Origin of the sequence: Paenibacillus puldeungensis, assembly GCF_042678945.1 — a bacterium.
Classification (GTDB): Bacteria; Bacillota; Bacilli; order Paenibacillales; family Paenibacillaceae; genus Fontibacillus; species Fontibacillus puldeungensis.
This window is the reverse complement of record NZ_JBHTLM010000020.1, coordinates 74770-90035: the sequence shown is the minus strand read 5'-3', so window position 1 is coordinate 90035 and position 15266 is coordinate 74770. Positions and strand designations below refer to the sequence as shown.

The 15266-nt window shown below is 47.0% G+C and carries 13 protein-coding genes; 2 read left to right on the top strand and 11 right to left on the bottom strand.

Going from position 1 to position 15266, the window contains the following annotated elements:
- A partial coding sequence (locus ACFQ3W_RS21295; RefSeq protein WP_379321254.1) for a dynamin family protein occupies window positions 1-1579 on the bottom strand: 1579 nt, incomplete at its 3' end.
- 220 nt (window positions 1580-1799) lie between these two features.
- On the opposite strand from ACFQ3W_RS21295, the gene modA reads away from it, so the two are divergent.
- Window positions 1800-2639, top strand: a complete 840-nt coding sequence (modA, locus tag ACFQ3W_RS21290; protein WP_379321253.1) for a molybdate ABC transporter substrate-binding protein — start codon at window positions 1800-1802, stop codon at window positions 2637-2639.
- On the top strand, window positions 2636-3310 hold the full coding sequence (gene modB / locus ACFQ3W_RS21285; protein ID WP_379321252.1) for a molybdate ABC transporter permease subunit: 675 nt from the start codon (window positions 2636-2638) through the stop codon (window positions 3308-3310). The genes modA and modB overlap by 4 nt, the downstream gene beginning before the upstream one ends.
- Window positions 3311-3675: 365 nt before the next feature.
- Here modB and ACFQ3W_RS21280 read toward each other — a convergent pair whose 3' ends face one another.
- The 10 genes from ACFQ3W_RS21280 to lepB form a co-directional block, all read right to left on the bottom strand.
- Window positions 3676-3954, bottom strand: a complete 279-nt coding sequence (locus tag ACFQ3W_RS21280) for an NAD/NADP transhydrogenase alpha subunit (RefSeq protein WP_379321251.1) — start codon at window positions 3952-3954, stop codon at window positions 3676-3678.
- Window positions 3955-3987: 33 nt separating this feature from the next.
- Window positions 3988-4653, bottom strand: a complete 666-nt coding sequence (gene nth, locus ACFQ3W_RS21275; protein WP_379321250.1) for an endonuclease III — start codon at window positions 4651-4653, stop codon at window positions 3988-3990.
- 94 nt (window positions 4654-4747) lie between these two features.
- Window positions 4748-7483 (bottom strand): S-layer homology domain-containing protein, encoded by a 2736-nt coding sequence (locus tag ACFQ3W_RS21270; protein ID WP_379321249.1) that lies wholly within the window; start codon window positions 7481-7483, stop codon window positions 4748-4750.
- A gap of 72 nt (window positions 7484-7555) precedes the next feature.
- Entirely contained in the window at window positions 7556-8098 is a 543-nt protein-coding gene (locus ACFQ3W_RS21265) for a GerMN domain-containing protein (protein WP_379321248.1), read from the bottom strand.
- Window positions 8099-8123: 25 nt separating this feature from the next.
- Window positions 8124-9557, bottom strand: coding sequence for an N-acetylmuramoyl-L-alanine amidase (locus ACFQ3W_RS21260; RefSeq protein ID WP_379321247.1), 1434 nt, complete (start codon window positions 9555-9557; stop codon window positions 8124-8126).
- A gap of 246 nt (window positions 9558-9803) precedes the next feature.
- Window positions 9804-10433, bottom strand: coding sequence for a GerMN domain-containing protein (locus tag ACFQ3W_RS21255; RefSeq protein WP_379321246.1), 630 nt, complete (start codon window positions 10431-10433; stop codon window positions 9804-9806).
- Window positions 10434-10477: 44 nt separating this feature from the next.
- The gene (locus ACFQ3W_RS21250; RefSeq protein ID WP_379321257.1) at window positions 10478-11971 is read right to left on the bottom strand and encodes an N-acetylmuramoyl-L-alanine amidase; all 1494 of its coding nucleotides are present in this window, start codon (window positions 11969-11971) and stop codon (window positions 10478-10480) included.
- 390 nt (window positions 11972-12361) lie between these two features.
- Window positions 12362-12952, bottom strand: a complete 591-nt coding sequence (gene leuD, locus ACFQ3W_RS21245; protein ID WP_379321245.1) for a 3-isopropylmalate dehydratase small subunit — start codon at window positions 12950-12952, stop codon at window positions 12362-12364.
- A gap of 27 nt (window positions 12953-12979) precedes the next feature.
- The gene (gene leuC / locus ACFQ3W_RS21240) at window positions 12980-14404 is read right to left on the bottom strand and encodes a 3-isopropylmalate dehydratase large subunit (RefSeq protein WP_379321244.1); all 1425 of its coding nucleotides are present in this window, start codon (window positions 14402-14404) and stop codon (window positions 12980-12982) included.
- Window positions 14405-14601: 197 nt separating this feature from the next.
- Complete coding sequence (gene lepB, locus ACFQ3W_RS21235) at window positions 14602-15156, bottom strand: signal peptidase I (RefSeq protein ID WP_379321243.1); 555 nt, start codon at window positions 15154-15156, stop codon at window positions 14602-14604.
- Window positions 15157-15266: the final 110 nt, after the last annotated feature.

Sequence of the window (15266 nt, the reverse complement as noted above, 5' to 3'; positions counted from 1 at the left end):
CCAAGCGCGCTTCGCGCGCTTTCGCCGCGGCGTCCAGCGCAGCTAGACGCCGGGCGGCCGGGAGGCGCGCCGCCAGCTCGGCGCGCCGCTCCTCTGCTGCCGCTGCGATGCTAGCGCGCAGCGGCGACGGCACGGCAAGCATGGCATCCAGCATGCTTGCTGCCGCGCGGCGGTAGCGGGCTGTGACGCCCGCCGCAACCGCCGCTGCATAATGAAGCGTCGCTTCGCCGGAGAGCAGCGCTCCCCCGGGCAGCGACTCCGAGATCCACGACTCCTCGACCTTGGGCAGTACACGATCCAGCTCTTGCTCCCAAACCTCGTTCCAAATTTGCAAATACTGCCCAATTGATCTTAGCTCCTGCCGAACATGCCAGTTGACCTGAGCATCCACCTGCTCACCGAGAGCCTGCAAAAAATCGTCTCGACGCTTAAGCCGCTCGTTCTCCGTTTTTCCACTTCCAAACCAGCCCTTCACTTTAAATCCCGGTGAGCGACTCTCTAAATAACGAGAGGCAAGCTCCCGGACGGACGGAATCATCAGTTGGGAGGTTTCCAGCATAGAGCTAAGCTGTTTCAGCCATTCCTGCCGGTGCGATTCCCAGATCTGTTCATCTGCCCCCCCGCTTGCTTCAAGCTTTTTAAACTCCTCCTCCATCTGGATAATGTCGCTGTCTCCACCTGCCTCTTCCTCAAGTGCTTGTCTTTCCGGTTCCTCTATAGCGGCACGCCGCTTGAAATATCCCTGAAGAGACTGGGCCGCCGAAGTGTAGGCGCTATATTCCAGTAGACTGCTCCCGCTGTCTAGCAAGCGTCCCACCGATTGCTTTAGCCCAGGCAGCATATTTCCTGGAAGCTCCTCATCCTTTAGAGAAATGTAGAAGGTTCCGCACGACTTTACATTCCACACCCGAAACGCCTGCTCAACCGAAGATCGGTACTGCTCGAAGGGTAGCTCTTGCTCCCGATGCTTATCCATTTGATTCACTACCATATAGAGCGGTTTTCCGTAATCGCTTAATGATTTGGCAAAGCTTAGGTTCGTTTCTGAGGATACGTGGTTGTAATCCATCACATAGAAAACAATATCAGCCAAATGCAGCGCAGAATGCGCTGCTAAAGCATGACCCGCATCGTTCGAGTCCACACCTGGCGTATCCAGGAGTACGCCTCCTTGACCCAGCAGTTCAACCTCGTTCCACAGTTCAATACGCGTGTAATCCAGCCCATTCCGAGCATATTGCTCGATTGTCTGTACAGGCACCTCAGATGGCGGTTTCGATGGATCGGACGAACTTAGCACCGCCCTCGGTAATCCGTTTCGAATCATGACCACATTTGCACTCGTTGGCAAAGGACTGGAAGGCAGAACCTGCTTACCACACAAGCGGTTTATGAGACTGGACTTTCCAGCAGAAAAATGACCACAAAAGGCTATTACAATTTCTTCCTTACAAAGCTTATCGCCAATTTCCTGTAATTCCTTTGCCGCCAAGTCATCCTCTTCCTCAAGCAGGGTCTTGGCCAGTATCCGGAGCTTGTCTAGCAAGTTTTGTTCCACCATATTTGCAATCGGTTTCATACAAAAAAATAGACCGCCTTCCACTATGCGAAATAAAGTTTCATTTTAGAATATCAATATTTTAACATTTGCGTTTCCCCTTGGGAACGAATTTCATTAGGGAAAACCCTATTTTTCCACCTCCAGCATCGCTTTTCTGCTCGACCAACTAGCCAGTTTCACAAGAATTAGTGTAATCTAGTTATGCATTGTTAGTTTTTCTATGAGATGAGGGAGTTACATGAATTTTAAGCGAAGCATCTCAGCGTTTCTTTTCATATTCGTTGTTTTCGCTTTGTTCACGGTTACCGGTTGTGAAGAACAAAAAAGCAATAGTGTGAGCCAAAGCGGACAAGCAGGCAGCACGAAAACGAAAAAAGTCGAACTCATCATATCTGCAGCAGCAAGCCTTACGGAGAGTATGGAGGAGATCGCTAAGGTATATGAGACCAAGCATACGAATATCAAGCTTACATATAACTTTGGCGGCTCCGGTACCCTTCAGCGGCAAATCGAGCAAGGCGCTCCGGCCGACCTGTTTATTTCCGCAGGTAAAAAACAAACAGACGAATTACTAAAGGCCGGAAAGCTGGAACCGGAATTGACGAAGTTTTTCCTGAAAAATGAGCTAGTGCTTGTCGTCCCTAAAAAAAGCAATTTAGAGATCCAAACACTTGATGATTTAACAGAGGATACGGTGAGTGAAATTGCTATTGGCATGCCGGATTCTGTTCCTGCAGGCAAATACGCTGAGCAAGTTCTACATTTTTATAAGCTGTGGGATGCTCTTCAGCCCAAGCTAGTCCTAACCAAAGATGTCAAACAAGTTATTTCCTATGTGGATACCGACAACGTCGATGCTGGATTTGTATACAAAACAGATGCGGCTCATGCCCAAGGAGTCAAAATGATACTTACCATGGATCCGAAAAGCCATGATCCAATCGAATATCAGGCCGGAGTTGTTTCGGCCAGCAAGCATCCGGACGAGGCTAAGACTTTTTTTGAATTTTTGTTCAGTGAAGAAGTGCAGCATGTATTCAATAAATACGGATTTACTGCATCAGGAATTAATCGATGAATACAATCTTTGTTTCGGATCAATTTTGGGCTCCTGTTTTGTTATCACTGCAGGTATCGATTGCTGCCACTATTATTTCTTTCCTTCTGGGAGTTGTTGCGGCCTGGAGGATGTCTTCCGCCTCTTTTCCTGGAAAATCCTTGCTTGAGACCTTGTTTCTACTGCCTCTCGTACTGCCTCCAAGTATCATCGGATTAATTCTTCTTGTTCTGCTTGGGCATCACAGTTGGATCGGACAGGCGGTCGAAACTCTTTTTCATATTTCCTTTATTTTTCATCCCCTTGGAGCTATCGTAGCCGCTGCCGTCGTAAGTTTTCCACTGGTTTATCAAACGCTGAAGGCCGGTTTCCAATCGGTGGATAAAGATTTCAAGGAAGCGGCACGCACACAGGGAGCCAACGAATGGCAAGTTCTGAAGTTCATCCTGCTGCCCCTCAGTTTTCGTTCGCTGCAGGCAGCCTTCATACTTGGCTTTGCCCGGGCGCTTGGCGAATTTGGCGCTACGATGATGGTGGCCGGCAACATTCCCGGACGGACCCAGACGATACCGACGGCCATTTACTTCGCCGTAGATGCCGGTAATCTACCGCTGGCCTGGGCGCTAGCTTGCAGTACGATTTTGCTGTCGTTTTTGCTGCTCAGTCTCTCTACAAGACTAAAGCGCGATTAGCCTCGGACAAGTTTAAATGTAAAAAGTGCAGCTAGTTCCGGGCAAGTTCTGGATTTTTCAATTTTAATTGCAATACGTACATCTAAAAATGGACAATTGGGCTTGGTGAGTTCTACAAACACGGAACACGGTCAGTTCTACAATAACAGTGAGTGTTATGGAAATAGTAAGTCCTGCGGTGGCCATTTTTCACGCGTTGAACTACACATATACTGATCTACTGATCGCCTACAAGGACTAGGCGCGGAATCTTATGGCATATCTAAATATGCAAAAGAATCCCCCCGAGCACCGCTAAGGAGATTACTCTACTCCTTAGCTGCATGCCGCAAGGGGATTCTTTTTGAACGAAATGAAACCCGAATTTAGCCTACGATTTCAGCAGCTTCTTGGGAAGGAAGCAAAATTTCAAATACTTTGCCGTGCTGTAAGATCGTAATGCCTCTTGTTTTGTCTTTCATAACTACGACTTCGGGTTTAGCGGACATCCGCTCAAGGTAGTGCTCAGGCACCTCACCGGAATCGCTCACGATGACGCCTTCCACTTCACGCTCGTCATTCTCACCTAACTGCAAATCAATTACTTGCTCAAACAAATCCGAAAACAGCTCAAAGCTGTCCGTGTATACAGAAATACATCTCATGTGGCCTCATCCTCTACTATCATTCTTTTTTTGTCACTTTATATTTTTACTAACTTGTGACCGTTTCATACGTTTCTTGCCTTCTCGGCATACATCCAGCAGCGGACAGGTCAGGCAATTCGGATTTTGTGCTTTACAATGATATCTTCCGAAAAAAATGAGCCTGTGGTGTGTTAATGTCCACTCGTCTTTCGGTACCCGTTTCATCAGCTTCTTCTCGACCTCCAGAACGGAGTCATTCCAGCCTGCTAAACCGAGCCGTTTACTAACCCGCTCCACATGGGTATCAACGGCGATGGCCGGAACGTCAAAGGCATTGGAGACGACAACATTGGCGGTTTTTCTCCCTACACCCGGCAAAGTAACCAGCTGATCGTGACTGCTTGGAACCTCGCCACCGTATTGATCGATTAAAATTCGGCATAGGTTCTGAATATGCTTCGCTTTGCTTCGGAACAGACCGATTCGGCGAATATCCTGCTCCAGTTCCTCGATCGGAACCGAAACATAATCTTCGGGAGACTTATACTTCTGGAACAAATCGGTCGTCACCTTGTTCACGGTCGCATCAGTACATTGCGCGGACAAGAGCACAGCAATCGTTAATTCAAAAGCGTTGCTGTGATTGAGCTCGCAGCGTGCATCCGGAAACATGGCCCCGATCGTGTCCAAAATATGTCGGACATCTGCTGCATTCATGTTTCCACCCCTTCACTTACCCGATTTTCTGCGAAGAAAAACCGCCCTGATCGGGAAATATCCCGCATCAAGACGGTTATCCACACGAAAATGATTATTGCTTTTCGATTTCAACCAGCTTGTCTCCGTTGAAATACAGAACAATTTTATCATTTTCCTTGAGTGATTGCACGGATAATGTAGTGTCACCTTGGTGAATATATGTGTCCGGTGTCAAAATAAAACGATATTTATCATCCGTTAAGCTCGTTCTTAGGAGAATGATTTCCTTCGTATTCGCATCATAACGGGACAAATTGCGTTCAAGCGGCGACAATACTTTGACCAGCACGGAACCGTCCGTATCCTTGCGGACCTCAACATGATCTGAGTTAGTTAGGCTCGTAATGCCTGTGCTAATTGTCGAACCGCGTTGTACTTTAACACCGTTGGTTAACGAGTAATTCTCCACAGATCCGGCAAATGATTTTACCGCCAATGTGGAAGCATCCATACCTTGGACTTTACCGAGCGTCAGCTTCATAACTTGCAGCGACACGGCGTTTTGACCGTTAAATACGACATTAATCGTTTGTCCAGGCTGCAAATCGGCTACTTTGATTGCCCCGCCGTTCTCAGCAAGAAGTACGGCATGATCAACGTAAAACTCGCTCGTAAGTCCGTTTGATACTGCTCTGATGCGGCTATTCGTTGTATTTACCGAGGAGATTTCAAATTGAACAGTGGCTTTTACAGCCAGTGATTGTAAAGCATCCTGATTGGCAGACAGCAATGCAGTTACCGGATCACCGACTTTAATGTCAGCAAGAGTTGCACCGCTCTTCCCATAGATATCGATCGTTGGTGTCGCTCCCTGATATGGTACTTCCACCGTCTTACCACCAGCAAGCATAATCGTAATTTTCTTGGCCGTCGTATTCGCGGAAACGTACGTTCCTTCGTATTTATAAATGACCTGCAGCGAGAGCACGCGATTACCAATCGTAGTCAAATTGATTTTTCTGCCTTCGGTAAGCAGCGCTTCAGCACCCGACAGCGTAGGGGCACTCGAGTTGTAGTCAACCTTCGTTTTATCATCTAAGGTGAAGGCGGATACCTTTTTATTCGAGTCCACTACCATCAAGGCTCTATATTTCGGATCATACTTAACGACGGACAGGTCAGAAGCCTGTTCGGACTGTCGTCCGGTGACCACGATTTTTGTGACTTGATCCTTAGCATTGAGCGTCAGTTCAACCTTATCTCCGCCCTTAACATCAGCAATTAGATCGCTAAGAGTAGCTTCGGCTATACCACTGATGACAACGACTGGCTTGCTAGCCAAACGCTTAATCTCATCACGCCCGCTTGCATTGGTATAGCTAATCAATGAATCGCCATCCAAGCTAAGCAGCGTTCCGGTTACGGTCCGCTCAATTCCCTCGGTTACCTCCAGAGAGGTAACTACATTGTCTTTCACCGTGTATTTCACAGACGCCCCTGTATTGACTTCACCCATTTGATTGAGACGCTGGTTCTGATACAAGAGAATCGTATTGTCGTCATATCGGTACGTATCCGTCGAACCGGAAGCATCCTTAATGCTTATCGTTTTTCCAGTCAAATCAACTTTAGCAACCGTACCGCTCCCGGATTTATTTACTTGTGCGGATTTCACCTGTACGATAACCGGTTTTTTATCCGCTGTGAAGGTTTCTCGTTGAACAATGATCGTACTCTCAGGCACCAACTTGTCCACCGAAATGGTGTTTCCATTCTGATCAAGAAACGTAGTGCTATTATCGAAGTTATAGGTTACCGAATCGTTGTTCACAAGCAGCAGCATGCGATTTCCGTTAAGTATCCGAAGCAATGTGCCTTCCGTGCGCTCCAGCTGCTGCTGCGGGTCAGTTACTTCCACATAGGCCGCTGATCCCACCTTGTCTACAGCCATTACTTTCGTATACAGCTTAAGTGCACTTTTCGTTGCTTTGGTTTCAGAGTCCTTCGCGAAATACACAGAACGGTTATCAAGAACGAAGCTCTTCAGTTTGCCCCCCGTATAAAGGGTAATCTTAGTGTCCGTTAGTTCCGTCACGATGCCTTCATAAACATTGGTGTAACCCGGGTTAATATACTCACCGGCTCGGCTGAAAAAGGTTGCGATCTGCGCCCGTGTCACTTTGCCCTGCGGATCAAATTTGTTGCCTTCAAGACCTTTCGTCAGGTTCAGTTGAGACGCAACGTTTACGTAACCCCGAGCTGCGGCTGAAATGCTAGCTTGGTCGGCAAATCCGGTAGCTGTGCCAGAGGCCGCCTTTGCTTCCGCATCCTTGCCTAAAGCGCGAACCAGAAGTTTAGCAATCCATTCGCGAGAAGCCTTCTTCTCGCCCCAAGATTCTTTGCTTGCAGTAGAAGCAACTTCTTCATTCTTATTGATCAGTTTCTTGGACAGAGCAAGCTCCAAATAAGGTTTGAAATAATTACCTACCTTAATATCCGCCGGAGCTCCGGAACCGTTTCCAAGCTGTGAGTCCAAGTTCATGAAGCGAATCGCCATAGCAATTGCTTCCTGCTGCGTTACACTATCGGCGGGCCGGAATTTGCCGGCATCACCTAAAATAATGCCTTCGGCGGCGAGTTTGTATATATGTTTTTCCGCCCAAAATCCGTTCTGCACATCGCTAAAGAGAGACGCTGCTGTGGACACCTGGGTTGTATTTTGAGTTTGAGCTGGTACATTTCCCGCTGCAAATGCTGCGGTTCCTCCGCCCAGGCACATCGCCGTTGCCAGCATGGCGGTCATGGCTTTTTGGGTACTTCGTCTATAACTACGTTTGTATGATGACATTAAATTCTCCCCTTCTGCAAATAGGTGTTCTTTCATGTTCGACGAAAGGTAGGCGAGTTCCTTCAAAACCCTCTAATTTCTTGACAGCGGTTGCTCAATTTCGACATGGCCCATTAAGGTATCAACCTTTTGACCATCAACAAGCAGCTCGATTGTTTTCACCTCGGAAAACTGAAACAGCGTTTTTTTCAAAGCATCGAGAGCAAGCGCCTCTCCTCCGGCACCTAGGCGAGCCTCATCCGGTAGTTCTAAGTCCACGGTAAGCTGTCCGTCCTTAAGTGACACCGATTGGAACACGGCCTTGCCCCAGAGCGGGAAAAGCTCCTGTTTGGAACTATTTTGCAAGGCTTTTAACGCTTCAAGGTACTTATCTTTTTCCTGTCGGTACGCTATTTCTCGCTCTTCCTTCTTCAGTTCAAGCATTTGATCGTCTGTATAATAGGCCTCAATCTTTATCGACTTGTTTTCCTGCGGTACCGCTGCCGCAGGGGTTTGAATATTTGACCCGGCATTACTCTCTTTATTGCTAGATGAGCTTTGTGGCTTTTGCCCGCAGCCGCTGCTGAGGACAAGCAGAACAACCAGTAATCCTAAAGTAAAAATTTTCTTGTTCATGGTTGCTTCCTCCTATCCTGGTGCATTAGCTGATCCCGAGATATTCTTTTATACCCTCAACGATGCCTTGAGCTACCTTGTTTTGAAAGTCATCCGTATACATCAGGGCTGCATCACTCTTGTTGCTCAAATAACCGCACTCCAGTAGGACGGCAGGCATCGTCGTCTCCCGCGTTACGTGCAGACTTGCCGTTCGGACTTTACGATCGGATAGTCCCGAAGACTGAACTAAATATTTGTGCATCGTTTTCGCCAAATTAGAGCTTTCGGCCCGGGTATAATAGGTTTCGACGCCACTGGCTGTAGAAGAACCCGCATTTCCGTGGATGGATATAAAAATGTCCGCATTTACACCTTCAGCGATCTTCACCCTATCTGATAGTGTCGGATATGTATCGCTATTACGCGTAAGCACTACGTTAATCTTTGTTTCTTCCTTAAGCAGTTGTTCCACTTTCAGTGCAACCGCGAGTGTAAACTCTTTCTCTTTCTTCTTCGTTACGCTTGAAGCCCCTGGATCGCTGCCTCCATGTCCCGCATCAATGACTACTGTTTTTTGTCCATTGTCAGTCGGAACAACAGCATCTCCTGTGTTTAAATCAACGATAATAAGTCCGTTATTTTCATTTACCACTTGGTACTTTACGGTATAATTCAAATCCAGAACGATGCGAATAGTCGATGGATTACTGCTGTATAAAGAATATCTTACCTTGGAAACATCCGGATAATCGGTTACATCAAAAGATCCGTTCTGACTGCTATCCAGCAGATGCCCATCATTCAACGTTTCCGCAAATTTTGCTTGGGGCAGATCAATCACTAGCCGTTCAGGGCCGCTAATCGTAAAGACGTGAGGTGTTACATTTTTGTCTAATGCAATCGTCAGGCGATTTTCGCTAAAACCAATTCCGCTGACGGAGGCTAAATTCGATGAGGAATTTGAGTTTGAAGCAGGTTTGGTTTGCTGTGTTTGACTGCTAGATCCGGCAGTATCCTGCTTTCCGCTGCCAGAATCGGAATGGGGGTTAACTAAATAAGCTGATTTGGTTTCATTATCCCAACTCACTTTGAGTCCCATTTGCTCCCCAATGAAGCGCATTGGTACGAGAGTGGTATCCTTAGCGAGCATAGGAGACTCAGGTAGTTTGACTTTACTCCCATTCACCTCTGCGACCGTTTCATTCACAATCATTGTAAGCGTTGTACCGGATTGCCGTATGGTTACCGTGCGCGCTTTATTATCCCAGTTGACGTCAAATCCCAGCTCCTCCGCGACGACACGAAATGGAATCATCACATTCCCATTCACGATTTGGACTTGTCCGTTCGCAGGCAAATTCAGCGCTTTACCATCCAAGTAAATGCTGGTCCCCCCTGCAGCTGCATGTCCTATTTGCGTGAATGAGAACAAAAACATAAACATAAAAACAAAGGCTGCTATACTTTTTTGCTTCATCCGTCACCCCTACCATCCTAGTATTTTTGCCTTATGATGACCGATGATAACGTCCGCTATTTCGACATCGTCAGACGACATATTAGACGCCAGTAATCTTGGAAAGTTGCGAATTTATACCATATTTTCACGTAATTTTTGCTAACTCGTTATATGTAAACGCTTCATTTCCTTAATATAGAAAAAGCACTCCGGTTACTAAAAACCGCAGTGCTTTGTGTTCCGATTATGTTCCGATCAGGAATATTATTTGCTTTGCCGGGTCATCGGATGATCCAAATCCACATGCCCCATCAGCGATTCAAGTTTAGCTCCGTCTACCGTAAGCTCGATCTGCTTCACTTCATCAAACTGAAACATCGCCTTCTTAAGCGCATCGATCGCTAGCGATTCACCGCCTGCACCAAGCCGAGCTTCGTCCGGGAGCTTGATATCTATCGTAACCTGCTTATCCGAATCGGTATAGGAGATGCTGTTTAGAACTACCTTCTCCCAAAGGGAAATCAATCCTTTGTCTGCGGTTTGCAGCGCTTTAAAAGCTTCCTCGTATTTGGAGTGGCCCTTAGGAACTTCGATTTCTCGCGTAACCGACTTCAATTCCATCATTTGATCATCGGTATAAAAAGCTTGAATCTTCAGCTTGGCAGACTCCGTGCTATGCTTTGGTTCGTTAGCGTTATTCTTATCTGTGCTGCTTGCATTCTTGCCGTCCTGACCGGAAGGATTTGTCTGGGGCGTTGTTGCTGTACCCGAGCCCTCCTTCGTTACCGCTTGGTTATTACCTTGCCCCGTCGGAACGGTCTCCGCCTTTTGCCCGCAGCCAGCTGCAAACACCAACAGGGCGATTAACGTTAACATTATCCCGATTTTTCTCATTTTTTTCAAACCCCCTTATGGTTGCAACTTCTTCAGCATAAAGTCTACAGACCTAGATATTCTCTAATACCTGCTACGATTCCTTCCGCAACTCGCTGTTGGAAATCTTCCGTATACATGGCTGCTTCATCGTTACTATTGCTGAGATAACCTACCTCAAGAAGGACGGCTGGCATCGTTGTTTCCCGGGTTACATGCAGGCTGCTGTAGCGAACTTTGCGATCAGCAAATCCCGTAGCTTCGACCAGATGCTTATGCATCACCTTAGCGAGCGGAATGCTGGCTTCACGAGTATAATACGTCTCAGAACCGCTCGGGTTGCTTCCAGGGTTAATGCTGTTCCCGTGAATAGAAACAAACAACGTAGCGTTGTTATCATTCGCGACCTTTACACGGTCCTCCAAAGACATCTTCACATCCGTCGTACGGGTCATAATATAGTGAATATCATTCTGCTGTGCGAGCAGTTTTTCCACCTTCAAAGCTACAGCCAAAGTAAAATCCTTTTCCTGCTTCTTGGTCGCGCTCAATGTTCCCGGCTGCGACCCTCCATGACCTGCATCGATAACCACCGTCGGTTTGCCATCCGTGTTCGGGATTACAGTACCCGGCGACGATGAATTATCCGTTAATTCGACAATGACGAGCCCATCCCCAGCATTCGTAACCGTAAATTGACTGCTCTGGGTTAAATCAATAACAAATCGTACGGTTGAAGGAGAGGTACTGAATAAGGAATAGCGAATTTGGGATACATCCGGATATTCTGTAACCGGAAGCTGGCCGTTCTTAGTAGCATCCAGGGCAGAGGTATCGGTAAAATGTTCTCCAAAATCAGCATTTGGTATATCTACCACAATCCGCTCCGGGCCACTCATCTTGAACACATTTGGCTTGACGGCGCCGGAAACGGCAACCATTAACCGATTTTCGCTAAAGCTAACGCCATTGATCATAACCTTGTCAACTTTAGCAGCATCGCCTGAAGGAACGTTTGTTTGATATGTATTATCCTGCTCTGGCTCCGGGACGGTCCCAGAGTTTTGGCTTTCCGTCACTGGAGGCTTACTACTGCCACCTGGCACAGCCTTCCCAGAAGAGCCATGATTAGGACTGTATAAATAGGCGGATTTGGACTCGTTGTCCCAACTGACCTGCAAACCCATTTGCTCACCGACAAAACGAAGCGGCACAAGTGTTGTATCTGCTTGCTGAAGCGGAGCGCCGTTTAATTTTACCTTATTATCGTTCACAGTTGCTGAATATTTACCCAGCACTAGATGAATGATGGTACCGTCTTGGGAAATCGTTACGGTACTAGTCTTCTTATCCCATCCGACCTGATATCCAAGACCTTCGCCAACGATTCGGATCGGGACCATAACATTCCCTTTCACAAGCCCGGCTTGAGCACCCTTCGGCTGTTCCAGCTCATTGCCGTCTAAAAAAATGTGTGTCCCGGCTGAAGCAGCTTTGCTCAGCCCCGGAAAAGTCAGTAAGCATAACAATGCGATCAGAAAAAAGCCGAATTTTTTCATCAATTAATCCCTACCCCATCTCGTAATTTACCGGTTAAGAAAACGCCTTTGGAGATATCTTCGAGGACATCAGACGACGTTTAAGAGGCAGTTCATATTGCGCGAAATCAATCACCCGTGCAGAGGACTGCTCTAATGCGGCATCTAATATATAGACGACACCGAAGGGAAAAAGGTTGCTAATTACTTCCATAATATCAGAAAAAATTACTTCCTCATAGACTTATATTTTTATAGAAAGACAGCGATAGACAAATTACTTCTTTCTTTTCGGCATCCCATTGTTTGGGTGAATAAGCAGGTTAAAAAAAGAACGACAAAAAGCGCGAGCTAAGGGTTTCTCCTTTAACTCGCGCCTTGCATTAACTATAGAATAACAGTTTATTCCATTCAGCCAAACTTTTTCTGTTCATATGCCGCAATGAGATCCTCATGCTGCAGCGTCAGACCAATGTCGTCCAGACCCTGTAGCAAAAATTGACGACGATGTTCATCCAGATCAAACTTGAGATTGAGACCGTAATCATCAGAGATCGTTTTGCTCTCCAGATCAACCGTCAACTTGTACCCTTCATGGGTAGATGTCCGTTTAAACAAATCCTCAACCTGCTCCTCGGTCAGCTTAATCGGAAGAATACCGTTCTTAAAACAGTTATTGTAGAAAATATCTGCAAAGGACGGTGCAATTACGCAGCGGAAACCGTAATCGAGAATAGCCCAAGGGGCATGCTCCCTGGAGGAACCGCAGCCGAAGTTTACGCGAGAAATCAGCACAGAGGCTCCCGCGTATCGAGGTTTGTTTAACTCGAACTCAGGGTTGACGTTTCCTTCGGTATCAAAACGCCACTCATAGAACAAAAATTGACCAAATCCTGTGCGTTCAATACGTTTTAGAAATTGTTTAGGAATAATAGCGTCGGTATCTACATTAACACGGTCGACCGGACCGACCACACCTGTTAGTTTTTTAAATGCATCCATCGTTTGATTCTCCCCTCTTCACCTAGGTTAGCTTACGACTTCGCTCTTGGTTTCCCACTCGCGCACGTCGACGAAATGTCCCTTGATCGCCGCCGCAGCCGCCATGGCCGGAGAAACCAGATGCGTTCTACCACCGCGTCCCTGCCGTCCTTCAAAATTCCGATTGGAGGTCGATGCGCAGCGTTGTCCTGGCTCTAAAACATCCGGATTCATGGCCAAACACATGCTGCAGCCCGCCTCGCGCCATTCAAATCCTGCCTCCGTGAAGATTTTATCCAATCCTTCTTTTTCGGCCTGGATTTTCACGCGTCCAGATCCCGGCACGACGATTGCGGTAACTTTATCGGAAACTTTGTATCCTTTGGCGATTTGCGCAGCTGCACGCAGGTCCTCGATTCGGCCGTTCGTGCATGAGCCGATAAATACATAATCAATCCCGATATTCTTCATCGGCGTACCAGGTGTCAAGCCCATATACTCAAGCGCTTTCTCCGCCGCTTTACGTTCATTTTCAGTCTCAAAATCAGTCGGATTCGGCACGTTGGCATCAATTCCGGTTCCCATACCAGGACTAGTGCCCCAGGTCACCTGTGGAATGAGCGAATCAACGTCGAAATCAACAACGCGGTCATATATCGCGCCTTCATCGGTTGTGAGCAGTCTCCATTCGGCAATGGCACGCTCGAAAGCTTCGCCTTGCGGAACATGCTGACGGCCGCGCAAATATTCAAACGTCGTATCGTCCGGAGCAATAAGTCCTGCTCTCGCGCCGCCTTCGATCGACATGTTGCAGACGGTCATACGTTCCTCCATCGACAGCTTGCGAATGGCCTCGCCCGTATACTCAATAACATACCCGGTTGCAAAATCCGTTCCGTACTTCGCAATAACACCAAGAATCATGTCTTTTGCCGTTACGCCCGGCTTGCGGTTACCTACAAAACGAACCTCAAGCGTCTTCGCTTTAGCCTGCTGTAAGCACTGTGTAGCAAGGACATGTTCAACCTCGCTTGTGCCGATCCCGAAAGCCAGTGCTCCGAACGCGCCGTGCGTTGAGGTATGGCTATCACCACAAACGATCGTTTTCCCGGGATGCGTCAACCCAAGCTCAGGACCCATAACGTGAACAACACCTTGGTCGATTGTGTCAAGGTCATACAGTGTAACCCCGAAATCGCGGCAATTGTTCGACAGCGTATCAATTTGCTGCTTGGAAATCGGGTCGGTAATGTTGTACCGATCCTTAGTAGGAACGTTATGATCCATCGTTGCAAAGGTCAGCTCAGGGCGCCGTACTTTACGACCGCTGAGCCGAAGTCCCTCGAACGCCTGCGGCGAGGTAACCTCGTGAACGAGGTGCAAATCGATATACAAGATGCTTGGCTTACCCTCTTCTTGATAGATAACGTGATTATCCCAAATTTTTTCATACATAGTCTTTTTGCTGCTCATTAAATTCACCCCACACAAGGAATCGAACTTGTTTCAAATGTTGAATTCAATATATCATGTCCTTGCTCATTGATCCAAGATATAATAACTATAGAAGTAATAGGTTGAAACTATAAGGCGCAAAGGTGATATTCAGAAAAAAGGACCGTTGGAGATAACTCCAATCGGTCCTTGACTGTTAAGCTCAGTATTTTATGTTAAAACGAATCAATCCCCATAACATGATCCAGTGGTACAGGGCCGATCATCCGGCTGTCTTTGCTGTTGTTGCGATTGTCACCCATAACGAACACATGGCCCACAGGCACTTCCCAGCTTTGTTCTGTGCCAGCTACCATCTCCTCCTTAATATAAGGCTCATGGAGAACCGTGCCGTTACGGAAAAGTTTGCCATCCTTTACTTCTATCGTATCACCCGGTAAGCCGATAACCCTTTTAACATAAAAAATTTCCTTTTTACCTTCACCGGACAGCAGCGAGACGAGAGGCTGTTCCTTAATATCATCCCAGAACGAACGGCTCCGATCCACCCGGCTGTCGATAATTACGATATCCCCATATTTCGGTGACTTATCGAGCACATGGTTGATCTTCCAGGCAAAAATTCGTTGATTGTTGTTTAATGTCGGCTCCATGGAATAACCATCAACCTTATAGGGTTGAATAATAAAAATGCCAATAACGATGCTAAGTAAAAAGCCCAGAACAATTGATGCACCCCAGCCGCTTATCTCTTTCACCCATTTTTTCAAGCGAAAAACCTCCAGCACTTGTCGTTTGTCTATTATTATACCGGGACGAGACATCGTAAGACAAATTTTTCATGTTTGGCCTCAGACGATCGTATGAAGATGAATTATGT

Excerpts from the sequence above, each read along its gene's own strand:
- modA (WP_379321253.1), top strand. The coding sequence starts at position 1,800 with ATGAATTTTAAGCGAAGCATCTCAGCGTTTCTTTTCATATTCGTTGTT.
- modB (WP_379321252.1), top strand. The coding sequence starts at position 2,636 with ATGAATACAATCTTTGTTTCGGATCAATTTTGGGCTCCTGTTTTGTTA.
- ACFQ3W_RS21280 (WP_379321251.1), bottom strand. The coding sequence starts at position 3,954 with ATGAGATGTATTTCTGTATACACGGACAGCTTTGAGCTGTTTTCGGAT.
- nth (WP_379321250.1), bottom strand. The coding sequence starts at position 4,653 with ATGAATGCAGCAGATGTCCGACATATTTTGGACACGATCGGGGCCATG.
- ACFQ3W_RS21270 (WP_379321249.1), bottom strand. The coding sequence starts at position 7,483 with ATGTCATCATACAAACGTAGTTATAGACGAAGTACCCAAAAAGCCATG.
- ACFQ3W_RS21265 (WP_379321248.1), bottom strand. The coding sequence starts at position 8,098 with ATGAACAAGAAAATTTTTACTTTAGGATTACTGGTTGTTCTGCTTGTC.
- ACFQ3W_RS21260 (WP_379321247.1), bottom strand. The coding sequence starts at position 9,557 with ATGAAGCAAAAAAGTATAGCAGCCTTTGTTTTTATGTTTATGTTTTTG.
- ACFQ3W_RS21255 (WP_379321246.1), bottom strand. The coding sequence starts at position 10,433 with ATGAGAAAAATCGGGATAATGTTAACGTTAATCGCCCTGTTGGTGTTT.
- ACFQ3W_RS21250 (WP_379321257.1), bottom strand. The coding sequence starts at position 11,971 with ATGAAAAAATTCGGCTTTTTTCTGATCGCATTGTTATGCTTACTGACT.
- leuD (WP_379321245.1), bottom strand. The coding sequence starts at position 12,952 with ATGGATGCATTTAAAAAACTAACAGGTGTGGTCGGTCCGGTCGACCGT.
- leuC (WP_379321244.1), bottom strand. The coding sequence starts at position 14,404 with ATGAGCAGCAAAAAGACTATGTATGAAAAAATTTGGGATAATCACGTT.